The 20,260-nt window shown below is 42.2% G+C and carries 26 protein-coding genes, 2 tRNA genes and 1 rRNA gene; 18 read left to right on the forward strand and 11 right to left on the reverse strand.

Annotated features, from left to right (window positions below):
• Positions 1-5 precede the first annotated feature (5 nt).
• Both NSQ11_RS02880 and NSQ11_RS02885 read left to right on the forward strand, forming a co-directional pair.
• On the forward strand, positions 6-1,190 hold the full coding sequence (locus NSQ11_RS02880) for a sensor histidine kinase (RefSeq protein WP_342501253.1): 1,185 nt from the start codon (positions 6-8) through the stop codon (positions 1,188-1,190).
• Between the two features lie 5 nt (positions 1,191-1,195).
• Positions 1,196-1,846: a response regulator transcription factor gene (locus NSQ11_RS02885; RefSeq protein ID WP_342501254.1), complete on the forward strand. Its 651-nt coding sequence runs from the start codon at positions 1,196-1,198 to the stop codon at positions 1,844-1,846.
• Between the two features lie 59 nt (positions 1,847-1,905).
• Here the strand turns inward: NSQ11_RS02885 and NSQ11_RS02890 are convergent, their stop codons facing one another.
• Complete coding sequence (locus tag NSQ11_RS02890; protein ID WP_035390341.1) at positions 1,906-2,322, reverse strand: hypothetical protein; 417 nt, start codon at positions 2,320-2,322, stop codon at positions 1,906-1,908.
• Positions 2,319-2,759, reverse strand: a complete 441-nt coding sequence (locus NSQ11_RS02895; protein WP_144741138.1) for a LytTR family transcriptional regulator DNA-binding domain-containing protein — start codon at positions 2,757-2,759, stop codon at positions 2,319-2,321. The genes NSQ11_RS02890 and NSQ11_RS02895 overlap by 4 nt, the downstream gene beginning before the upstream one ends.
• Positions 2,760-2,920: 161 nt before the next feature.
• Here NSQ11_RS02895 and NSQ11_RS02900 point away from each other — a divergent pair, with 161 nt between their 5' ends.
• Positions 2,921-3,709, forward strand: coding sequence for a GNAT family N-acetyltransferase (locus tag NSQ11_RS02900; RefSeq protein ID WP_129548115.1), 789 nt, complete (start codon positions 2,921-2,923; stop codon positions 3,707-3,709).
• Here NSQ11_RS02900 and NSQ11_RS02905 read toward each other — a convergent pair.
• On the reverse strand, positions 3,701-4,174 hold the full coding sequence (locus tag NSQ11_RS02905) for a GNAT family N-acetyltransferase (RefSeq protein ID WP_008346715.1): 474 nt from the start codon (positions 4,172-4,174) through the stop codon (positions 3,701-3,703). The two genes, NSQ11_RS02900 and NSQ11_RS02905, sit on opposite strands and share 9 nt — an antisense overlap.
• A gap of 51 nt (positions 4,175-4,225) precedes the next feature.
• Here NSQ11_RS02905 and NSQ11_RS02910 point away from each other — a divergent pair, with 51 nt between their 5' ends.
• Positions 4,226-4,495, forward strand: coding sequence for a YesK-like family protein (locus NSQ11_RS02910; RefSeq protein WP_017366688.1), 270 nt, complete (start codon positions 4,226-4,228; stop codon positions 4,493-4,495).
• Positions 4,496-4,507: 12 nt separating this feature from the next.
• Here NSQ11_RS02910 and NSQ11_RS02915 read toward each other — a convergent pair whose 3' ends face one another.
• The 3 genes from NSQ11_RS02915 to NSQ11_RS02925 form a co-directional block, all read right to left on the reverse strand.
• Positions 4,508-5,032 carry a GNAT family protein gene (locus NSQ11_RS02915; RefSeq protein ID WP_008346711.1) on the reverse strand — a complete coding sequence of 175 codons (525 nt, stop codon included), beginning with the start codon at positions 5,030-5,032 and terminating at the stop codon, positions 4,508-4,510.
• Positions 5,029-5,424: a VOC family protein gene (locus NSQ11_RS02920; RefSeq protein WP_342501255.1), complete on the reverse strand. Its 396-nt coding sequence runs from the start codon at positions 5,422-5,424 to the stop codon at positions 5,029-5,031. Before NSQ11_RS02920 ends, NSQ11_RS02915 begins: the two co-directional genes overlap by 4 nt.
• Before the next feature lie 68 nt (positions 5,425-5,492).
• On the reverse strand, positions 5,493-6,116 hold the full coding sequence (locus NSQ11_RS02925) for a GNAT family N-acetyltransferase (RefSeq protein ID WP_048001231.1): 624 nt from the start codon (positions 6,114-6,116) through the stop codon (positions 5,493-5,495).
• Between the two features lie 150 nt (positions 6,117-6,266).
• Here NSQ11_RS02925 and NSQ11_RS02930 point away from each other — a divergent pair, with 150 nt between their 5' ends.
• The 6 genes from NSQ11_RS02930 to NSQ11_RS02955 all read left to right on the forward strand — a co-directional run bounded on the left by NSQ11_RS02930 (position 6,267) and on the right by NSQ11_RS02955 (position 10,339).
• On the forward strand, positions 6,267-6,818 hold the full coding sequence (locus NSQ11_RS02930; RefSeq protein ID WP_035704289.1) for a TetR/AcrR family transcriptional regulator: 552 nt from the start codon (positions 6,267-6,269) through the stop codon (positions 6,816-6,818).
• 79 nt (positions 6,819-6,897) lie between these two features.
• Entirely contained in the window at positions 6,898-7,437 is a 540-nt protein-coding gene (locus NSQ11_RS02935) for a dihydrofolate reductase family protein (RefSeq protein WP_080934014.1), read from the forward strand.
• A 108-nt stretch (positions 7,438-7,545) separates the two neighbouring features.
• Positions 7,546-8,019 (forward strand): MarR family transcriptional regulator, encoded by a 474-nt coding sequence (locus NSQ11_RS02940; RefSeq protein WP_048002344.1) that lies wholly within the window; start codon positions 7,546-7,548, stop codon positions 8,017-8,019.
• Positions 8,003-8,626, forward strand: a complete 624-nt coding sequence (locus tag NSQ11_RS02945) for a nitroreductase family protein (RefSeq protein ID WP_008346699.1) — start codon at positions 8,003-8,005, stop codon at positions 8,624-8,626. Before NSQ11_RS02940 ends, NSQ11_RS02945 begins: the two co-directional genes overlap by 17 nt.
• Positions 8,627-8,643: 17 nt before the next feature.
• Complete coding sequence (locus NSQ11_RS02950; protein WP_024719164.1) at positions 8,644-9,696, forward strand: LLM class flavin-dependent oxidoreductase; 1,053 nt, start codon at positions 8,644-8,646, stop codon at positions 9,694-9,696.
• A 349-nt stretch (positions 9,697-10,045) separates the two neighbouring features.
• Positions 10,046-10,339, forward strand: a complete 294-nt coding sequence (locus NSQ11_RS02955) for a hypothetical protein (RefSeq protein WP_008346693.1) — start codon at positions 10,046-10,048, stop codon at positions 10,337-10,339.
• A 43-nt stretch (positions 10,340-10,382) separates the two neighbouring features.
• Here the strand turns inward: NSQ11_RS02955 and NSQ11_RS02960 are convergent, their stop codons facing one another.
• Positions 10,383-10,937: an XRE family transcriptional regulator gene (locus tag NSQ11_RS02960; protein WP_025206820.1), complete on the reverse strand. Its 555-nt coding sequence runs from the start codon at positions 10,935-10,937 to the stop codon at positions 10,383-10,385.
• A gap of 116 nt (positions 10,938-11,053) precedes the next feature.
• Here NSQ11_RS02960 and NSQ11_RS02965 point away from each other — a divergent pair, with 116 nt between their 5' ends.
• Positions 11,054-11,641 (forward strand): LysE family transporter, encoded by a 588-nt coding sequence (locus NSQ11_RS02965; protein ID WP_007496397.1) that lies wholly within the window; start codon positions 11,054-11,056, stop codon positions 11,639-11,641.
• 4 nt (positions 11,642-11,645) lie between these two features.
• Here the strand turns inward: NSQ11_RS02965 and NSQ11_RS02970 are convergent, their stop codons facing one another.
• On the reverse strand, positions 11,646-12,197 hold the full coding sequence (locus NSQ11_RS02970) for a GNAT family N-acetyltransferase (protein ID WP_008346688.1): 552 nt from the start codon (positions 12,195-12,197) through the stop codon (positions 11,646-11,648).
• 127 nt (positions 12,198-12,324) lie between these two features.
• Between NSQ11_RS02970 and NSQ11_RS02975 the strand changes: the two genes are divergently transcribed.
• Complete coding sequence (locus NSQ11_RS02975; protein WP_041092893.1) at positions 12,325-12,510, forward strand: CsbD family protein; 186 nt, start codon at positions 12,325-12,327, stop codon at positions 12,508-12,510.
• A gap of 149 nt (positions 12,511-12,659) precedes the next feature.
• Positions 12,660-13,322, forward strand: coding sequence for an O-methyltransferase (locus NSQ11_RS02980; RefSeq protein WP_098680561.1), 663 nt, complete (start codon positions 12,660-12,662; stop codon positions 13,320-13,322).
• Positions 13,323-13,357: 35 nt separating this feature from the next.
• Here NSQ11_RS02980 and NSQ11_RS02985 read toward each other — a convergent pair whose 3' ends face one another.
• Both NSQ11_RS02985 and NSQ11_RS02990 read right to left on the reverse strand, forming a co-directional pair.
• Positions 13,358-13,678, reverse strand: a complete 321-nt coding sequence (locus NSQ11_RS02985) for an AzlD domain-containing protein (protein ID WP_008346681.1) — start codon at positions 13,676-13,678, stop codon at positions 13,358-13,360.
• The gene (locus tag NSQ11_RS02990) at positions 13,675-14,400 is read right to left on the reverse strand and encodes an AzlC family ABC transporter permease (protein ID WP_007496390.1); all 726 of its coding nucleotides are present in this window, start codon (positions 14,398-14,400) and stop codon (positions 13,675-13,677) included. Before NSQ11_RS02990 ends, NSQ11_RS02985 begins: the two co-directional genes overlap by 4 nt.
• Before the next feature lie 296 nt (positions 14,401-14,696).
• Between NSQ11_RS02990 and NSQ11_RS02995 the strand changes: the two genes are divergently transcribed.
• Together NSQ11_RS02995 and NSQ11_RS03000 are read left to right on the forward strand one after the other, a co-directional pair.
• Complete coding sequence (locus NSQ11_RS02995) at positions 14,697-15,572, forward strand: DMT family transporter (RefSeq protein ID WP_342501256.1); 876 nt, start codon at positions 14,697-14,699, stop codon at positions 15,570-15,572.
• A gap of 79 nt (positions 15,573-15,651) precedes the next feature.
• Positions 15,652-16,671: a S66 peptidase family protein gene (locus NSQ11_RS03000; RefSeq protein WP_125590250.1), complete on the forward strand. Its 1,020-nt coding sequence runs from the start codon at positions 15,652-15,654 to the stop codon at positions 16,669-16,671.
• A 38-nt stretch (positions 16,672-16,709) separates the two neighbouring features.
• On the opposite strand, the gene gltP is transcribed toward NSQ11_RS03000, so the two are convergent.
• Positions 16,710-17,960: a glutamate-aspartate/proton symporter GltP gene (gene gltP, locus NSQ11_RS03005; protein WP_024719154.1), complete on the reverse strand. Its 1,251-nt coding sequence runs from the start codon at positions 17,958-17,960 to the stop codon at positions 16,710-16,712.
• Positions 17,961-18,329: 369 nt separating this feature from the next.
• On the opposite strand from gltP, the gene NSQ11_RS03010 reads away from it, so the two are divergent.
• From NSQ11_RS03010 to NSQ11_RS03020, 3 genes are all read left to right on the forward strand, one after another.
• Positions 18,330-18,406: transfer RNA gene (locus NSQ11_RS03010), tRNA-Arg, on the forward strand.
• Positions 18,407-18,421: 15 nt separating this feature from the next.
• A tRNA-Gly gene (locus tag NSQ11_RS03015) sits at positions 18,422-18,495 on the forward strand.
• A gap of 134 nt (positions 18,496-18,629) precedes the next feature.
• Positions 18,630-20,178, forward strand: a 16S ribosomal RNA gene (locus NSQ11_RS03020).
• Positions 20,179-20,260 lie beyond the last annotated feature (82 nt).

Genomic DNA, 20,260 nt, shown 5'->3' on the forward strand with positions numbered 1-20,260 from the left:
TATTTATGGCGAAACGACGGGTAGACCCTTTTAATGAAATGATCTATTCGCGCATTCCAACATTATTATGGGTCATTCTTGTTTATATTGCAGCAATGATATTTCAGTTTATAACCACCCCATTAGCACTTTCTAGCCTGTTTTTTTCTGCACTTATTGCCATACATCTGATTCTGCATTGGTGGTCATTTTACTGGTTTCAGCAGAATCCATGGGTATATTTTCTGATTCAAGGAATAGTGATTCTACTTTGTGTTTCAGTCATGCAGGCGGCTTCCCCTGTGATCTTAATTGGTCTGTTACCGGTACTAATAGCGCAAAGTATTGGGGTATATTATCATACATTGAAGGTGATTTTGACAGGGCTTAGTTTTTATGTTCTTTTTTTTCTTGCCCTTATTTTGGTCAATGATACAGATGATTTGACCGTATATATTCCTATTTTGTTTTTGATTCTGATTGTAGTCATCGCATACTCCATTTTATTTTTTAGACAAGTCAAAGCTAGAATTCGTACACAAACATTTTTAAAGGAACTTGAATTGGCCCATCAACAAGTGGAAGAGCTGACACTTGCAAATGAGCGTCAAAGAATGGCGAGAGATTTACATGATACCCTTGCACAAGGGCTGGCAGGTATTATTATGCAATTAGAAGCGGTCCATGCCCATTTAGAGAATCAGAATGTTGAGCGTGCTCAAAGCATTATTAAAGGTTCAATGAGCCATGCGCGGACGACATTAGGTGAGGCGAGATTGGTCATTGACGACCTCCGAACATACAGCCAGGATCAATATGACTTAGCTGATTCTGTGAAAGATGAAGTGAATCGGTTTATGACGGCGACGAATATTACAGTTCATACAAAAGTGGCTGTCTCTTATCAAGTGTCCCCTTTCCTCATCGAACATACCGTATACATTGTCAGTGAATGTTTGACGAATATTGCCAAGCATGCCAAAGCAAGTAAGGTCGAATTGATGATGAAGCAAAAAGATGATCACATCTCCTTGCAAATCACAGACAATGGAGTGGGTTTTGATGAGAAAAAACAAGAATCCACTTCTGGGCATTACGGTCTAATTGGTATGTCAGAACGTGCCCGACTGCTTGATGCACAGCTACACTTGAAAAGTGAAAAAAATGAAGGTACACAAGTGACAGTAACCATACCTTTGAAAAAGGAGTAAAAACAATGTCTTATCAAATTGTGATTGTCGATGATCATTTTGTTGTTAGAGAAGGATTAAAATTAATTCTTGAGACAGATCAACGATTTGATGTTGTTGGTGAAGCAGAGGATGGAGCAAAGGGTTTAGATATCTTGAAAGAGAAGACTCCAGACCTTGTACTACTTGACCTCAACATGCCTAACATGAGTGGGCTTGAGATGTTAAAAGAGATGCAGTCTCTTCAATTAAAAGTACCGGTCCTGATTCTCACTACCTATAACGAAGAGAAATTAATGATTGAAGGGCTGCAACTTGGAGCAAAGGGCTATCTTTTAAAGGATGCCAGCAGAGAAAATTTATTTTATACAATTGAAGCAGCTATCAGAGGGGATATTCTTCTTCAAGCAAACGTCGCTGCTAAAGTATTTGAATCAACAGAGCATCAAGTGACTCCGACCCATTTGAAAAAAGAAATAAACATGCTGACTGAAAAAGAGATGCTTGTCTTGCAAGCAGTGGCTAGAGGATATCGAAGTAAGGAAATTGCATTTGATATGGGGATTTCCGAGAGAACTGTCAAAGCTCATTTAACAAATATTTATCAAAAGCTGGAGGTCACTTCAAGAGCGGAAGCAATTAAAGCAGCAGTGGAATTAGGGGTGATTCATTTTTAGAGAGAATGAGTTAGCAGCAGAATAATAGAAAAGAGACCTTTCAAATAAGGTCTCTTTTTTTAAGGCTGCGGCTTCAGGTGATTCAGTGCCTGCGCCAGTTTTTGATTTTGTTGTTTTTTGTAAAATAGAAAGGCGATGATATGACCTACTAATGTGAGAAAGGCTATACCGATAAAATAAGGCATGATCCATTCGAGCAGTGTAGTCGAATATAAAGCGACGGCTCCTACTTGAAACCCTAAATTGACGACAGTGGAGATGAGAATGTTGATGGGTGCTGGAAAGGTAAAGTAGTTCCATAGTAAAGGATACATGACCCCAAAGACGATGCCTGCCAAAGTCCCGATGGCAATGATGTGCCACACGTAATGAAAAGGGATAGAGGATGACCATTGAGTGATGGACAGGATGAGTGTCAGCCATACGATAGAGACAAAAGCTGTTTGCATAAATTGATGTTTTAGTTCCTTGATCATTTGAATCGCTCCTTTATATATTTGGCGTAATGACGACTGACGGTGTAGCTGTTTTTCGAGATGGTTTCGACCTCTAAGCGAGCGTACGTACCAGCGACAAAGCTGCCGACTTGCGCTAAATTGAGAATGACTGCATTGTTGATACGATAGAAATGTTCACGCTCTAACGACTTCAGATCCTTCAGCCGTTTACTGAGAAAATACGTCGTACCTTGAGTCGTGATCACCTTTGACAGATGTCCAAGCGCAGAGATCGCTTCAATTTGTTCTAATGGTAAAAGAGACTGCCGATCATTTTTTGGATCTTTGACCGTTAGAGATGTACTAGTCTCCAGCATTGATGTTATCTTTTGTAAACGCTCTTGATTATGTGGATGGCTGATGACGTCTACTTCCGTCACATCCTTTTCTTGATTCCAGAAAAAACGAAATTTCATTCATAAACCTCCTCTCACAATGAGCATAGCAATAGATGAAAGCGAATGCGATTGAATGTTGCTTTGATGCAGAAGAATTCTTTTTGTTGCAAAGATTCACCGCGTGTCTGCGGCTTTCCTTTATAATGAAAAGATACTCGTTCGTGAATGGAGGAATGATGTTGTATCTTGTAGATCAACAAAGGACAGAAGCGGTAAAAGAGGAAATTCGGCGGATTGATCCTGCCTATCCAGTGTTCGTAGATGCGATACTCGATGGGGTGATACAAGGAGATTTATATGTGGATCACCGAGATCACCCGTGTGTCTATTTTGTAGGGACAACAACCGGCATTTATTATGTCGCAGGCAGGACAGAAGCAGCACTTTCATTATGTTCAACGTTCATTGTGGATGTTTATAAAAAGCAGAAAAGAGAGAACAGACGGTTCACTTTGTTTTCAGCAAATCCAGCATCAGATGAGATGATGAAAAAATGCTTCGGTTCCCAACTGAATGAAATGCAAAGACATGCGTATTCTTATGACTTGACCTCTCCTGATCTGATTGTGCCTGATCAAGATGAAATGATCAAACGCACGAATGAACAAGTCATTGCCGCAAGCAAAGTATTCCCATCCAGCTATTATGAAGCATATTGGGGAGGAGTAGATCACTTTTTATCTAATGGCGTCGGAGTTGCCATCTTAAACGGTGAAGACGTGGTCAGTGAATGTATCTCTATTTTTTCAAGTGAAAAACGAGTGGAAATCGATATTTGGACAGATGAAGCCTGCCGTGGAAAAGGGTTGGCTTTGTTAGCAGCTCAGCAAATGATCAGCATCTGTGTTGAAAAAGGGAAGACACCGCATTGGGATTGCGATGTCCATCACGCAACCTCGGCCAAATTGGCAGAGAAGCTAGGTTTTCAGTGGACAAAGACGTATCGCTTATTTTATGCCTCACGCTGAAAAGGTTTTGAGATACCAAGCATCCATGGCAGAATGCTCTGAGCCTTCAATCGGTGCAGGAAGAAGAGAAAAGTCATACCGTTGATAAAGGCCAGTAGCAGCTGTTAATTCACTGCGGGTTTCTAAATAACAAGCATCGTAGTATGTAGCAGCATATTGGAGGGCCGTATCCATCAGTTTCTTGCCCGCACCTTTGCCTTGTGCTTTTGGGCTTAAATAAAGCTTTTGCAGCTCACAAATGCCATCTGTGAAAGGGGCAATGCCAACGCCACCAACAATTTCACCATGTTCTTCGGCAATCCAATAGGCTGCATGAGTCAATGATTGATAGTATTCGAAAAGCTGATCAAGGTGTGGGTCTGTGTAGGCTGTACCTTCAATCGCAAGATTCGCTGATTCTAATGACTGGCGGATAATGGCCGCGATAAAAGGATTGTCCTGCTTTTGAATCGGTCTAATATTCATTGTAAAAACCTCCGTTGTCATAGGATAAAAAAGAAAAGGAGTGGATGCGATATGTTCTGGCTGCAAACCGCTATTTTTACTGTCATTGTGCTCTGTCTCTCGTGGTGGGCAGGAAAAAGACGTAGGCATCGCCATGCCAGGCTGATTGTCCCGATATGTATCACTATGTTTGGATTGCTCTTATTGATCGGCAGTTTCTTCATTGGCAGATGGGAAGGGATGGCGCTCAGCATATCAAGCGTCTCTATCGTTCTCTCTTCTATCATTTGTTTGATCATCGTTACAGGGCTTCATTTGTTAAAAAAAGATGACCCTTCGTAGGCTGGGACATCTTTATGATTTGATTCTATCGTATTCCTCACGAAGGATTCCCATCATGATGACATCCGAATAAGCACCGTTGAAATAGAGCGCTTGACGTCTTTTTCCTTCATATTGAAATCCGGCTTTCTCATAGCTTCGAAAGGCTCGTGGGTTATGGGAAAAAACTTCAAGCTCAAGCCGATTGAGTTCTAACGTCTCAAAGGCAAATGTTTGAACCATCCGAACAGCCTCAGTGCCATATCCTTTGTGAAAATGCTCTGGACCATGTAGCGCAATGCGGAAACTTGCCGTATGGTTTATCGGATCAATATCCACAATCGCCGCATCCCCGATCATTTCTTTCGTGTCTAGCAGACAAATAGCAAAGTCTCGTCTACTGTCATCCTGCAGAAAACGGGTATAGGCTGAACGAATTTCTTCTAGTGTGAACGTTTTGCGTGTGCCAGTCATATAAAGTGTTTCTGCATGCTGGCATCCTCTATGAATACCAGGATAATCTTTTTCTTCAATCGGTCTCAAAAATAATCGAGTCATGATGGATCAGCCTCCTCTATATATCGGGAGATTTCAATTAAGTTCATATCAGGATCACGGATATAAATGGATTCAATCGGACCTAATGCACCAGAACGTCTGACCGGACCTTCTTCAATTGGAACAACCTGCTTTCTAAGATGAAGCAATAAACTGTCTATATCTAAATCGGTGATAAAACACAAGTCAGCAGATCCAGGATGGGGATGAGCAGCTTTTGGTTCAAATTCATGACCCGCTTCATGAAGGTTGATCTTTTGTAAGCCAAAACGAAGGGCTTTACGGCCTTCTCCAAAAGTTTCTTCCTTCATTCCTAATACGTTTGTATAAAAGCGAATGGTTTCCTCCATATGTTGTACAGTCAACACGATATGATCAAGTCGTCGTATCATCAGTCTCTCCTCCAAGTATGATCATTGTTTGAACTGCTTCTATTATATCATCCCTTGAAGAAGATACCTTATTTGATCACGGTTTTATAACTCCAGCTTTCTAGGGACATGTTTTCTCCGTGCAGTACTCTCTCATCAAACTCCGTCCACCCATTTTTTCGATAGAAATGACGATTGGCCTCGTTGTGTGTAATCAGTGTGAACAGTCCGCCGCCTTGCCGGGCGATAAAGGGGAAAAGACATTGCTTTAGCATACGGCTTCCAAGTTTTTTTCCTTGTTGGTCTTTTGCAACGACAAGAGCTTCTAAATACCAGTAAGGTTTCTTTAAGGAAGAACACGCTTTTTTTGCCTCCTTTAACATACGGAACACATGCTGAATCGCCGATATGCCACCAGTAAAGAGTAGCTTTAACCCACCAGATAACACATAATCCATGAGTCCTGGTTCAGGAAGACGGGGATGTTTTAACAGGGCGGCAGACACAATTTTCTCGTTCTCAACCCCGACCAAACAGATTTGATGCTGAAAATATACCTTTGTATTGATCAAATGCAACTGACGGGCGAAAGCAGAACGATTGGTCACCTTTTCGCATAATAAATCAAAAAATGAATAGTTCTGAAATGAATCATCTAACAACGCTGCCACTTGAGGCAGTTCATCCTCTCTAGCAAGTCTGAATTGAAACATATGATGGTCCTCCTTTTTTTGAACAGATATAGATTATTGAACATGTGTACATTATAATAAGAGGAAAATAAACCGAACATCGGCAATGAATGATCTCTTGTTCATAAATAGACAGGTATAGCCAGATTGTTCAAAAATGGAGGGTGTTTGATGAAGGACAGACGAACAATCAAAACCAAAAAGGCGATACGGGAAAGCTTTCTTGAGCTTTTAAAGGAAAAAGATGTTCAACAAATTACAGTATCAGAGCTATCTAGAAGAGCGGATTTAGGAAGAGGGACCTTTTATTTGCACTACCAAGATGTATTTGATTTGCATGAACAGCTTGAGAAGGAACTATTTAATCAGCTTGGCGGACTATACGATGAATCGTTTCCAAGCCAGGACCCGCTTGATATGCTGTCCTTTTTAAACAAAACAACTGAGTATTTAAAAGAAAAACAATTCATGATGACGTTATTTGTCAAACCGAATAGCCCAACGACGAATCAATTTAAAGCGTTTTTTAAAGAAAAAATCATGAAAGAGTGGCAACTTGATCAGCGTCAGATTACGGAACGTGAACAGATTGAGGCTTCATTTGTTGTGTCTGGTGTTGTTGGTGTACTGGAGGAATGGATTCATGAAGGGATGACAGTCGAAGCGGGGCAGCTTGCGCACATCTTGTACAAGCTTCTTATGAAGGTAGAACAGGAATCGTAAGAAACGAATGGATCATATATCATTTTTCTATTCATTCTGTTAAAATGGGAATATACGTTCTTATTTGAGGCGGGGAGTGGTGAGATTGAAAAGGAAATTACTATTTTATGGGGCAATGAGCATTGATGGATATTTAGCAAGGGATGATCACCGTTTAGATTGGCTCATAGGCACAGAGGGCGAAGAGGATACGAGATATGAGGAATTTTATGCAACAGTCGATACGCTGATCATGGGACGGAACACATACGAACAGGTTCTCAAACTTTCACCTGATGAGTTTCCTTATGAAGACAAGACGTGTTATATCGTTTCTCGCACTTTACAAGACAGTCATACAGGAACCCACATCGTTCGTGAAGATGTTCTCTCGTTTATCAAAAATTTAAAAAATGAAAAAGGCCAGCATATCTGGATAGTAGGAGGCGGGGAACTGCTTCAAGCATTATTAAAAGAAAAATTAGTCGATGAGCTGTATCTCCAAATCGCACCTGTCATGATTGGAAAAGGAATCCCTCTTTTCCCTCCAACTGAACAGGAATCTAGATTTTCATTACAACAAGTGAATCAATACAAACAAATTGCTGAAATGCATTTTGTGTTAAAAGAAGACCACTAAGTCACAGGGGTCTTTTTTTAATCAAACAAACACGTTGACAAGAAAATATCCTAGTGTTAGGATAAATTTATCCTAGTTTTAGGATTTATTGAAAAAGGAGTAGTTGCCATGGTGCAGCAAGATCAAGAATTAGACTTAAGGCTTTTCCGAGTGTGGATGAAAGCCTATCATGCCCTTTTTGCAAATATCCAAAAAGACATTGAACGTTATGATATCGGATTTGAAAACTTTCAAATTCTTGAATTACTGTATAGTAAGGGACCACATCCCGTTCAAAAAATTAGTGAGATTTTATCCATTCCAAGTGGGAGCATCACCTATGTGGTCAACAAATTAGAAAAACAAGAATTAGTCAAAAGACAATGTGCACCTTCTGATAAACGTGTATTCCATGTATTACTGACAGATAAAGGGAAGCAGCTATTTGACGATATTTTTCCAAAACATACAGATGTCATATCACAAAATCTGTCCTTTATCGAAACAGAGGAAAAAGAGCAGCTCATCGAATGGTTGAAAAAAATTGGTTTAGGTGCAAAACAACTTCACGAAAAGGGGAAACAAGATGACACGCAGTTTTGATACATTGGTACGTGAAAGACGATCAGCATCAAATTTTTTGCCGAATATCTCGATTTCGAGAGAAGAGCTTAATAGTATCTTTGAAGAAGTGAAGCTGGCACCTTCAGCCTTTAATTTACAGCATACGCAATATGTCGTCGTCCAATCAGAAGCGCTTAAAGAGCAAGTAAGAGATGCTGCATTTGGACAATATAAGGTGCATTCCGCTTCAGCAGCGATCATTGTGCTCGGCGATCCGAAAGCTTATGAGCAAGCAGGAAACATTTATGAAGGCCTAAAAATGCTCGGCATCTTAAATGCGCAACAATATGAGGAAATGGTCAGAGAGACGATGAGTTTTTATGTGCAGAGAGGATCAGACTTTCAGAAAGAAGAGGCGATTCGAAATGCTTCATTATCTGCCATGCTATTTATGCTTGCCGCCAAAAACAAGGGATGGGATACTTGCCCAATGATCGGCTTTGACCCCGAAGCAATGAAAAAGGTGTTAAACATCGAATCAGATTTGGTTCCTGTATTAATGATTACACTCGGAAAAGAAAAAGTAGAGAGCAGACAAGCGAGAGGCTACCGCAAGCCGGTCTCTGAATTTGTGACATATTTATAAGATAGGGGGTTCCATTCATGGAACTAGGAATTAGTACATTTGTAGAAACAACACCTGATTTTCAAACAGGAAAAACAGTCAGCCACGCACAGCGCATTCGTGAAGTAGTAGAAGAAATTATTTTAGCAGATCAAGTGGGTCTCGACGTTTTTGGTGTAGGAGAGCATCATCGTGAAGATTTCGCCGCATCAAATCCAGCAGTCGTATTAGCAGCTGCGGCAACGCAAACAAAGAATATTCGTCTGACAAGTGCCGTAACTGTTCTTTCATCGGCAGATCCTGTTCGTGTGTTTCAAGATTTTGCGACATTAGATGGCCTTTCTAACGGGCGTGCAGAGATCATGGCTGGCCGTGGATCATTTATTGAATCGTTCCCGCTTTTTGGCTATGACTTAGATGATTATGAAGAATTATTTGAAGAAAAACTAGATTTACTGTTGAAATTACAGCAGTCAGAGCGTGTGACGTGGAGCGGTAAGCATCGTCCTTCCATTCAGGATGTCGGCGTATACCCAAGACCTGTTCAAGATCCGCTTCCGATCTGGATTGGCAGTGGAGGAAACAGAGAATCTGTCGTACGTGCTGGATTATTAGGATTACCACTTGTCCTTGCCATTATTGGCGGCAGCCCTAGACAGTTCGCACCGCTCGTGCAGCTCTACAAGCAAGCTGCGATTCACGCTGGACATGACCCTGAGAAATTAACGGTGGCATCCCATTCACATGGATTTGTTGCGGAGGAAACAGAATTGGCAGCAGATCAATTCTTCCCTTCTACACAGCATGTCATGAATACATTAGCAAGAGAACGAGGCTGGGGACCTTATACCCGTTCTACATTCGATGCAGCAAGAACATTAGAAGGTGCATTGTATGTAGGAGATCCAGATGCCGTGGCAGAGAAAGTGATACATCTGCGAAAAAATGTAGGCATTACGCGCTTCATGCTGCACGTACCGGTCGGTTCGATGCCGCATGATCAAGTGCTGAAAGCTATTGAGTTATTTGGAAAAGAAGTGGCTCCTAAAGTAAGAGAAGAGGTTGCCCGCTGGGAAGCCGAACAAGCATAACAAAAAAGTCGATCAAGTGAATAGGCTTGATCGACTTTTTCTTATGCTTAAGGATCAATAACACATGGTTTCACTGTAGGGCATGAAGCAGCAGAAGCAAATGGTGTGGCCGTCAAGGTGAAGAGGAAAACAAGTTGAAAACAGATAAGCCATTTTTTCATGAAATCACCTCCGTTATCAATTGTTTCACTAGAACGAGGTGAGGATAAAAGCATAGAAGTATGTAACACCCTCTATCCAGCATAAGACAATCATATCATAATTTTCAAAAAAATGAAAAAATAACTTACGAAAGTTCTAAATTATGGTATGGTTAATATGTTCAACAAAAAAAGGGAGGGATTTTTGTATGAAAAAGGTCATAACTTCTGTTTTGGTTGGAGCAATTGTTTTAACGGGTGCGGGTGTCACCGCTGTCCCGGTAGAAGCGAAGGGGAAAGTAAACAGTGAAGTTACGGTACAAGCAAGTCGAACCGTCTCGGAAACGAGAACATATACGACGTCAAACATCCCATCAAGTATTACATATGCAAAGGATGGATGGGTCGGTATTCTCTATCAATCGTCAATTGAAGAGTTAGGTTTAGGAAAATATAGAGTTACCTTTACTGGAACGGTTGTACGCGATCCAGGATTTAATTAAATAAAATGTAAAGCTGACAGGTGGACAAGCCTGTCAGCTTTTTTTAATGGGGATAATAAAGAATCATTTGCATCCGTACCATCTGTTCTCCTGATTGTTTATACTCATGGGCACGGTCAGCTTTAAACCGAATCGAGTCGCCAGCTTGTAATGTGTATTGCTCATCACCGATTGATAAATCAAGTGCTCCCTCAAATACGGTAATCAATTCCTCTGTACCGCCGATATGTTCTTCCGCACTTAACGACCCATGAGGATCAATTTCTACCTGATAGACTTCAAATTTTCTCAGGTCATCAAATGGGAACGTCGTATATACCCGATACCTTCCCTCGTCCTCTGTTAAAACTTGTCCTTCTTCTTTTCGCACAAACTTAATCTCAGGCTGCGGTGCGTATATGAGTTCACTAAAAGACACCTTCAACCCATTGGCAATTTTCCACAGAGTGGTGATGGTCGGTGTGGATTCTCCTCTTTCGATTTGCCCAATCATCGTTTTACTCACACTTGTTACCTCAGCCATCTTTTCTAGGCTTAATTTCTTTTGCTCTCTTAGCAGTTTGACATTTCTAGCAATAATCGATTGTACATCCTCCATCAAAAAAAAACTCCTTTCTGAATTTACTTTATAACGACTGAAAAGTACAATAAAACGTAATATATACACAATAAAGACTTTTAAGTCTAAATAACGTATGAGAAGGAGGTAACAGTTTGATTGTTTCCATGTTGATTTATGCTTTTGTTACCAGCTTTACCCCTGGGCCGAATAATATCATGGCGATGGTCTTTACGAATAAATATGGGGTCAAGCAAACATTTCGATTTTGTTTAGGGGTTGGGATCGGATTTTTGGTCATTTTATGTTTGAGCGGTTTCTTCAATATGATTCTTTATCAAGTCATGCCGAAAATCGGCTGGGTCATGGCCTTCATCGGAGCCGGTTACATGATCTATTTGGCTGTTAAAATCATGAGAAGTAAAGGCGGAGATGACGAAACACTAGACCGCTATAATCATTTTATTCCGGGGATGCTGCTGCAATTTATTAATCCGAAAGCCATCTTGTATGGGTTAACCGTCATTTCCACTTTTGTTCTGCCGTATGGACAGTCCAATATGCAATACATGTTGTTGACGTTGATTCTCGCCATCATCGGTTTTTTAGGCACATTTAGCTGGAGTTTATTTGGCTCTGTATTCAAGCGTTTTTTGACTCTTTATCAGCGGCCGTTCCAGTTCGTCATGGGGCTGCTGCTTATGTATAGTGCGATTTCGATGATCTGGAGTTATGTCATGTAAGCGGTCAGGAGACTGGCCGCTGCCTGCCCATCACAACCGTATCATAATACATGCCGTCCGCCAGCCGTTTATCTTTTTTTAACAAGCCTTCAATCTCAAAGCCATAGTGTTCATATAAACGAATGGCTTTTTGATTGGTTTCCATTACTTGAAGTGACATCTTTTGAATGCCTTGCTGATCTGCCCAGTCGATCGATGCAGCTAAAAGTTCTTTCCCGATGTGATAGCCCCAAGCGGCCTTCTGTACGGCGACGCCAAACATTACTTTGTGAGCAGAGCGCTTAAGAGAATGCCCTTCGCATCTTGAAAAACCGACAATGTCTCCTTCAATATCTGCAACTAAAAAGAGATGACGGCATTCCTTGGAATCCTCTTGAATCAACGCCTCGAACCCTTTCTCATCAATAAAAGCTTCACCCGGTTCACGATCTAAATATTCGGTTTCACCATCGATTTTCAGTCTGAGAGCTGATAACTGTTTGGCATCTGCTAATGCAGCAGAGCGAATACGATAAGTCACACCACGTACAGTGAACATACTTTCAGAAATGATCATTGAACAGACCACCAACCTTTCATTCCATTATGTCTATCATACCTGAAACGCGCACACAGCACACTCAGATGTTTTGTCATGTGCAAAAAGGCTAAATAAACAGTATCAAACGTGGAGGTGGAACAAAATGAGTGAACAAAATGGACATATGGATAAAGCGAAAGGAAAAACAAATCAAGTCAAAGGTCAAGTGAAAGAAAAACTTGGCGAAGCGACAGATCATGAAAACCTGAAAGCAGAAGGAAAGAAAGATCAAGTAAAAGGAAAGCTTCAAGATAAAAAAGGTGAGGTGAAAAATAAGCTGAATCAGTAGTTTGCGTATACTTACACTCGCCCCATGTATCCATCATCACATTCCTTTCATCAATAAAATCAATAGGTGTGTGAAAAGAATTGATTATAAATTCTCGCTTCCGTCATGTAGACTTTAAATAGAAGACATGAACAAGGGAGATGGATGACTTGGAGCAAGTATGGGGGAAAGTTGACGAGTATATCAAAGACAAATTGATGGCTAAAGATGACGTATTGGAGCAAACTCTTATCAAGAATAAGCAAGCCGGGTTACCAGAAATAGATGTGTCGCCGGCCCAAGGAAAACTGCTTTATTTGTTAGCAAAAACCAAGGGTGCAAAGCGCATTTTAGAAATCGGTACACTTGGCGGTTATAGTACCATTTGGCTTGCCCGTGCACTTGAATCGGGTGGAGAACTCATGACATTAGAGGCTGTCAGTCATCATGCAGAAACAGCACAGCAAAACATAGACAGAGCAGGCCTAGCAGAACGTGTCACCATTTTACAAGGAAAAGCGTTAGATACTTTATCTCAGTTAAAAGAGCAGGATACGCTCCCGTTCGATTTGATTTTCATTGATGCAGACAAACCAAACAACCCGCAATATCTGAAGTGGGCGTTACACTTCTCAAAAAAGGGAACAGTCATTATTGCAGACAATGTAGTCAGAAATGGAGCAGTTCTTCATGCCTCTGATCAAGATGAGCGAGTGAAGGGAACGCGTGAATTTTTCGATTTACTCAAACAAGAGTCGAGAATTGAGGCAACCGCTATTCAAACTGTTGGCGAAAAAGGCTATGACGGCTTTGTATACGGTATCGTAAAATGAAAAAAGCTTAACCGCATCCGGTTAAGCTTTTTCTATTAGAAAAACCATCTAGCTGTGCCCATCAGCATGACGCCTACTAGAACGGTGAGGGACAAGCTTTTTGTCCAAACAGCGATTAACACAGTTGGAACCAAGACAGCAAGGTACATCCAGTGAATGGTGACGCCTGCTGTAGTATGTATGAATAGATGCTCTGCAATCAAAGCGGTAAATATACAAATGGGGATAAATGATAACCATTTGAGCACCACTTCTGGCATCTGTATACTCCTTACAAATAAAAATGGAACGACTCTTGGGATGATGGTCACAATCATACAGCCAAGAATGAGCCATAACATAAAACTGCTAATCATTTATCTGTCACCACCCCAATAGTGGCAACAAGCACAGTTGCCAACAAAACAGCCACGTGTGAAGGAACAAAATGAAGCAGCACAAACATCGCAACAAACATATATAAAACAAGTGATAAGCGATGGGTGAGCTTATTTTTTGGCACCGTCTGTAAAGAAAGAATGAGCAGCGCAGCAAACATCGCGGATAGGGCAAAATCAAGACCAAGCGCCTCTGGATTTGAAATCCAGTGTCCGAATATTCCGCCAAGTGTACACGCAGCAATCCAGCATAAATAAGCTGTAATGTTCAGTCCATGCATCCATCTGTTATTCAATTTTCCTTGCTGTGCTAATTTATTCATCGCTACGCCAAAGGATTCATCAGTAAGCAGAAGACCAAATCCGATGTTCTGCTTTACAGAGTAGCGTGTAAAATGAGGGGCAAGCGTAAGACTGAGTAACAAATGCCGTAAATTGACAATGAACGTGGTGAAAATAATAGCGGAAAGGGGGCTTCCTGTCACAAGTAATGCACAGATGATAAACTGTGAAGCGCCAGCATATATAAAGATAGATAACAGCGCGATTTCCCATATACTTAACTGCGAACTAATGCCAACAATTCCAAAGGCAAACCCAATGCTCATATAACCAAGCAAGGTTGGCACACAATCTTTTATTCCCTCAAGAAACGGTTCGTTTCCAGCAGTGGGAATGTGTTTCCTAGCTTCAACATCCAAATACCTCTACTCCTTTTCTGTGTAAACATCAATTGTTTTACTTACTATAAGAAAACGAATACATCATGTCAATCCTATTGAACTTCTATTATATGAAGAAACGTGGCGATAAAAAAGGATTGAAGTGAACCAGATTTTGTTATAAAGTAATCAGAAAATAAACACAATTGGGGTGACTGATATGCAATGGAAGCCTTTATTTGAACATGATGTACCAAATCACCTCCGTCCATAACGGAGAGTGATCTCCGTTTGTGGATATCGCAGTGAATATATCCAGTAACGGAGGGGAAAAAATGAATGAAAAATATATAGGAGCCCTTTACTTAACGTTAGCTGCTAGTATTTGGGGCGGTATGTATGTAGTGGTCAAAGTAACAGTTGCGGTGGTCCCGCCACTTGAGCTCGTCTGGATGAGATATGCAATAGCTGGAGTCGTTCTTGTGTTCACGATTTGGCGTTTGGGCTACTCTTTTCGGTTAGACAAAAAGGATATCCGGCTGATTGTGGCGATTGGATTGATTGGCAACTTTCTTTCGATCGTGACCCAAGAAATTGGCACAATGTATACGTCTGCACAAATGGGTGCCGTCATCACATCGGCCACACCTGCTTTTATGGTGCTTTTCGCTTTCTTTCTATTAAAAGAATCTTTCACAATGAGAAAGTGTGTCTCCATTCTGCTTGCTACAGTAGGTGTGCTGACGATGATTGGGCCTGTCGCTGTTCAAACGGATGAGTTTGTTGGTGGTCTTTCACTGGTTATTGCTGCATTAACATGGGCACTCATGTCTGTTCTTTTGAAACGAGTTCCAGGAAAGTATCCTCAAGTAGTGACGACAACATATGCGATCATTGTGGCCTTTATCGTATTAACACCACCTGTCTTGTTTCGTTTGCCTCATCTGGATGTGCATCAAATGGCAAGACCGGAAATATGGGGCGGCATTCTGTATCTAGGTATCATCTCAACGGCCCTTGCTTTCTTTTTGTGGAATAGAGGGCTTCAACTGATGGACGCTTCAAGCGGTGGTCTGTTTTTCTTCTTTCAACCAATCGTTGGTACGGTCCTTGGATGGCTGTTTCTAGGTGAAGAGATGGGCTTACGTTCGTTTGTTGGGATTTTGTGTATTTTCGCAGGTGTATATACTGTCCTGCGTCAGAGAGAGTAAGACGAGATTCCCCTTGAAGAAGGGGAATTTTCTTTACAATGAATAGATGAGAGATTCATAGAAGGTGGAGGTGAGCAGGATGATCCAGTATCCATTTTTGCAAAAAGGACAAACGATTGGGGTGACAGCACCGTCCTCAGGTGTACAACCCTCTTTGCATGAGATGTTTCAACTGTCTTGCGATCGGATGAAAAAAAGAGGCTATGAAGTCATATGTGGAGAGACAGTATGGCAGCAGGAAAAAGCGAAATCAGCCCCTGCAATCAAGCGAGCAAATGAGTTACAGTGGATGATGACTTGTCATGAGATTGACCACATCATCCCGCCATGGGGCGGACAGCTGCTTATTGAAGTGTTAGAGCATCTTGATTTCTCAGTGATGCAAAAAAAGTGGATTCTTGGTTACTCAGATACAAGTCTCCTTCTATTAGCTTTGACATTAAACACAGGCATTGCGACAGCGCATGGACCGAACCTTGTGGATCTTCAGGGGGAAGAGCTTGATCAGGTGACTTCTATGTGGGAACAAATACTTTCCACTCCAGAGAAAAAGGACGTTACTCAATTTTCTTCTGATATGTATCAAAAGGAATGGCAGTATGACCATCCAAGCATTCATGTCTTTCATTTAACCGAACCAACCGCATGGCGTACTGTTGATCACTTAGAGACGACGATGAAGGGAAGACTGATGGGTGGCTGTATTGATGTGATTCGGCACTTAGCTGGCACGCCTTTTGGAGATGTCAAAGCTTTTCAAGAAACATACCTGAAAGGTGAACCCATTCTATGGTATTTTGAAAACTGTGAATTAAATGCTGCGAGTATGAAGAGGTCTCTTGTCCAATTAAAACTAGCAGGCTGGTTTGATCATTGCTCTGGCATCATGTTTGGCAGGAGTGCAGTGGACACTCCTGTGGAAGGATATGAATATACGGATCTATATGAAGAATTGCATAAGGAATTACAAATACCAATTGTTTACGATATTGATTGTGGACACGTACCGCCTCAAATGACCCTCATTAACGGAGCATATGCGGAGGTGCAGTTGCAGCAAGAAGGTAAAGCCGTGCTGAAGCAGACATTTTTGCCATAAAAAAAGGAAAGGGCGACCCCTTTCCTTCATAAAAAACATTACATTCCTTTTGTTTCTTCACCTGCTTTTGGAACTTCCCATGCAGACTCTCGGAATACTTTTTCCCATTTAGAAACAACAATACAGGCAACCGCATGTCCAGGAACATTCACGCCTGTTCGAGCCATATCCATAATCCGGTCAACCCCGGCGATAATAGCGACACCTTCTGCTGGCAGACCTACTGCATGAGCTGTTGCCAAAAGAACGACAAGTGAGCCAGACGGGACAGCTGCAATGCCTTTACTTGTTAAAACAAGGACAAGCATCATGAGGAGCTGCTGTGATAAACTCATATCGACGCCAAACGCTTGTGCAAGAAACACACAGGAAACCGATAAATATAAACTTGAACCATCACAATTAAGAGAAAGACCTGACGGGATGACGAAGGAAACAATTCTTTTCGGACAGCCGTATTTCTCCATCCGTGACATGAGCTGTGGAAGAACAGTTTCTGTACTTGTAGTAGAAAAGGCCACTAAAAACAAATCCCAAATCATTTTCAACACTTCGAAGTAGTTAAAACGGAAGATCAGTGCGACAAGAGGGAACAAAACAAATAGAATAATAAACAATCCTAAGAAGACAGTGCCAACAAGTTTCATCATAGGAATGAGTAAAACAATGCCGTATTGTCCGACAGAAGCTGCCATTAATGCTAAAACTCCAATAGGAGCTGTCACCATGACCATTTGTGTGAGCTTAAACATAATTTGTGCTACTGATTCAAAGAAGGTAAGGACAGGAGCGGAAGCTTTCCCAATGCCGCTTGCGGCTACACCGAATAAAATAGCGAAGAAAATCACTGCTAGTAAATCATTCTGAGCCATGACATCGATGATATTGGTTGGAATGATGTCTAAAACCATCTGTTTAAAATCGACGACCTTTTGAGTATAACCATCGAGTTCCCCAATATCTTTCTTAGCTAATTGAGAGAAATCGAGTCCAACGCCTGGCTTTAACACGTTGGCCAATAAAAGCCCGATTCCAAGAACGATGGTCGTAATGACTTCAAACCAAATGATTGTCTTTAATCCGAGACTACCCATTTTCTTCATTCCACCACTGCCAGCTGCGCCGATGACAATCGTAGAGAAAACAATAGGGACTACAATCATTTTAATCAATCGGATAAAGCCATCCCCAATGGGCCGCAGTGCCATTCCAAAATCAGGGAAGAAGTGGCCGATAAGAGCTCCTATCACCAAAGCGATCATGATTTGAAAAGCGACAAACTTTTTCATCATCTCCTACCTCCTTTAAATGCATGGAAAATATTAAGAATTTTCCAATAAATAAAAATTCTAGGTGACCATGTTTTGTCCTCCTTTGGATTTAGAAAGATTTTATTTAAGAATCATTAGAATTATGAAGAAAGAAATGAAAATAGGGCGATTGAAACTCTATTTATCTAACAAAAGAGCACTTCTTAAAAAACATGAAACTTTTTTAGAAAAATGTATTGACCCTTTTGCGTGATTCATGGTATATTTTTATTCGTCGCTGATGACGCATCTGAAACACTGATGCTCAGACAGATACGATAAACAAACTTCAAAAAGATGTTGACTTAATAAAAACGATATGTTAAGATAATTAAGTCGCCTGATTAAGCGCCCGTAGCTCAATTGGATAGAGCGTTTGACTACGGATCAAAAGGTTAGGGGTTCGACTCCTCTCGGGCGCGCCAATAACATTTAACCACGCGGGTGTAGTTTAGTGGTAAAACCTCAGCCTTCCAAGCTGATGTCGTGAGTTCGATTCTCATCACCCGCTCCATTTTAAAAGATGATCTTTGAAAACTAAACAAGACAAAACGTACCTGTTAATTCGAGTTTTTATAAAAAAATCCTATGATACTTCATAGGTAGTCAGTCAAACGCTGACGAAAAACAAAACTTCGGTTTTGTACTTTTTCGGAGAGTTTGATCCTGGCTCAGGACGAACGCTGGCGGCGTGCCTAATACATGCAAGTCGAGCGGACAGAAGGGAGCTTGCTCCCGGATGTTAGCGGCGGACGGGTGAGTAACACGTGGGTAACCTGCCTGTAAGACTGGGATAACTCCGGGAAACCGGAGCTAATACCGGATAGTTCCTTGAACCGCATGGTTCAAGGATGAAAGACGGTTTCGGCTGTCACTTACAGATGGACCCGCGGCGCATTAGCTAGTTGGTGAGGTAACGGCTCACCAAGGCGACGATGCGTAGCCGACCTGAGAGGGTGATCGGCCACACTGGGACTGAGACACGGCCCAGACTCCTACGGGAGGCAGCAGTAGGGAATCTTCCGCAATGGACGAAAGTCTGACGGAGCAACGCCGCGTGAGTGATGAAGGTTTTCGGATCGTAAAGCTCTGTTGTTAGGGAAGAACAAGTGCAAGAGTAACTGCTTGCACCTTGACGGTACCTAACCAGAAAGCCACGGCTAACTACGTGCCAGCAGCCGCGGTAATACGTAGGTGGCAAGCGTTGTCCGGAATTATTGGGCGTAAAGGGCTCGCAGGCGGTTTCTTAAGTCTGATGTGAAAGCCCCCGGCTCAACCGGGGAGGGTCATTGGAAACTGGGAAACTTGAGTGCAGAAGAGGAGAGTGGAATTCCACGTGTAGCGGTGAAATGCGTAGAGATGTGGAGGAACACCAGTGGCGAAGGCGACTCTCTGGTCTGTAACTGACGCTGAGGAGCGAAAGCGTGGGGAGCGAACAGGATTAGATACCCTGGTAGTCCACGCCGTAAACGATGAGTGCTAAGTGTTAGGGGGTTTCCGCCCCTTAGTGCTGCAGCTAACGCATTAAGCACTCCGCCTGGGGAGTACGGTCGCAAGACTGAAACTCAAAGGAATTGACGGGGGCCCGCACAAGCGGTGGAGCATGTGGTTTAATTCGAAGCAACGCGAAGAACCTTACCAGGTCTTGACATCCTCTGACAACCCTAGAGATAGGGCTTTCCCTTCGGGGACAGAGTGACAGGTGGTGCATGGTTGTCGTCAGCTCGTGTCGTGAGATGTTGGGTTAAGTCCCGCAACGAGCGCAACCCTTGATCTTAGTTGCCAGCATTCAGTTGGGCACTCTAAGGTGACTGCCGGTGACAAACCGGAGGAAGGTGGGGATGACGTCAAATCATCATGCCCCTTATGACCTGGGCTACACACGTGCTACAATGGACAGAACAAAGGGCTGCGAGACCGCAAGGTTTAGCCAATCCCACAAATCTGTTCTCAGTTCGGATCGCAGTCTGCAACTCGACTGCGTGAAGCTGGAATCGCTAGTAATCGCGGATCAGCATGCCGCGGTGAATACGTTCCCGGGCCTTGTACACACCGCCCGTCACACCACGAGAGTTTGCAACACCCGAAGTCGGTGAGGTAACCTTTATGGAGCCAGCCGCCGAAGGTGGGGCAGATGATTGGGGTGAAGTCGTAACAAGGTAGCCGTATCGGAAGGTGCGGCTGGATCACCTCCTTTCTAAGGATATATGGAGCAGCGTACGTTTTTCGTCTTGTTTAGTTTTGAAGGATCATTCCTTCAAACATGTCTCTAGCGAGAC

Source organism: Bacillus sp. FSL W7-1582 (assembly GCF_038593325.1).
GTDB classification, from domain to species: domain Bacteria; phylum Bacillota; class Bacilli; order Bacillales; family Bacillaceae; genus Bacillus; species Bacillus altitudinis.

Coding starts and splice junctions, on each gene's coding strand:
- NSQ11_RS02880 (WP_342501253.1), top strand. CDS start 6: ATGGCGAAACGACGGGTAGACCCTTTTAATGAAATGATCTATTCGCGC.
- NSQ11_RS02885 (WP_342501254.1), top strand. CDS start 1,196: ATGTCTTATCAAATTGTGATTGTCGATGATCATTTTGTTGTTAGAGAA.
- NSQ11_RS02890 (WP_035390341.1), bottom strand. CDS start 2,322: ATGATCAAGGAACTAAAACATCAATTTATGCAAACAGCTTTTGTCTCT.
- NSQ11_RS02895 (WP_144741138.1), bottom strand. CDS start 2,759: ATGAAATTTCGTTTTTTCTGGAATCAAGAAAAGGATGTGACGGAAGTA.
- NSQ11_RS02905 (WP_008346715.1), bottom strand. CDS start 4,174: ATGAATATTAGACCGATTCAAAAGCAGGACAATCCTTTTATCGCGGCC.
- NSQ11_RS02910 (WP_017366688.1), top strand. CDS start 4,226: ATGTTCTGGCTGCAAACCGCTATTTTTACTGTCATTGTGCTCTGTCTC.
- NSQ11_RS02915 (WP_008346711.1), bottom strand. CDS start 5,032: ATGACTCGATTATTTTTGAGACCGATTGAAGAAAAAGATTATCCTGGT.
- NSQ11_RS02920 (WP_342501255.1), bottom strand. CDS start 5,424: ATGATACGACGACTTGATCATATCGTGTTGACTGTACAACATATGGAG.
- NSQ11_RS02925 (WP_048001231.1), bottom strand. CDS start 6,116: ATGTTTCAATTCAGACTTGCTAGAGAGGATGAACTGCCTCAAGTGGCA.
- NSQ11_RS02930 (WP_035704289.1), top strand. CDS start 6,267: ATGAAGGACAGACGAACAATCAAAACCAAAAAGGCGATACGGGAAAGC.
- NSQ11_RS02940 (WP_048002344.1), top strand. CDS start 7,546: ATGGTGCAGCAAGATCAAGAATTAGACTTAAGGCTTTTCCGAGTGTGG.
- NSQ11_RS02945 (WP_008346699.1), top strand. CDS start 8,003: ATGACACGCAGTTTTGATACATTGGTACGTGAAAGACGATCAGCATCA.
- NSQ11_RS02950 (WP_024719164.1), top strand. CDS start 8,644: ATGGAACTAGGAATTAGTACATTTGTAGAAACAACACCTGATTTTCAA.
- NSQ11_RS02955 (WP_008346693.1), top strand. CDS start 10,046: ATGAAAAAGGTCATAACTTCTGTTTTGGTTGGAGCAATTGTTTTAACG.
- NSQ11_RS02960 (WP_025206820.1), bottom strand. CDS start 10,937: ATGGAGGATGTACAATCGATTATTGCTAGAAATGTCAAACTGCTAAGA.
- NSQ11_RS02970 (WP_008346688.1), bottom strand. CDS start 12,197: ATGATCATTTCTGAAAGTATGTTCACTGTACGTGGTGTGACTTATCGT.
- NSQ11_RS02975 (WP_041092893.1), top strand. CDS start 12,325: ATGAGTGAACAAAATGGACATATGGATAAAGCGAAAGGAAAAACAAAT.
- NSQ11_RS02985 (WP_008346681.1), bottom strand. CDS start 13,678: ATGATTAGCAGTTTTATGTTATGGCTCATTCTTGGCTGTATGATTGTG.
- NSQ11_RS02995 (WP_342501256.1), top strand. CDS start 14,697: ATGAATGAAAAATATATAGGAGCCCTTTACTTAACGTTAGCTGCTAGT.
- NSQ11_RS03000 (WP_125590250.1), top strand. CDS start 15,652: ATGATCCAGTATCCATTTTTGCAAAAAGGACAAACGATTGGGGTGACA.
- gltP (WP_024719154.1), bottom strand. CDS start 17,960: ATGAAAAAGTTTGTCGCTTTTCAAATCATGATCGCTTTGGTGATAGGA.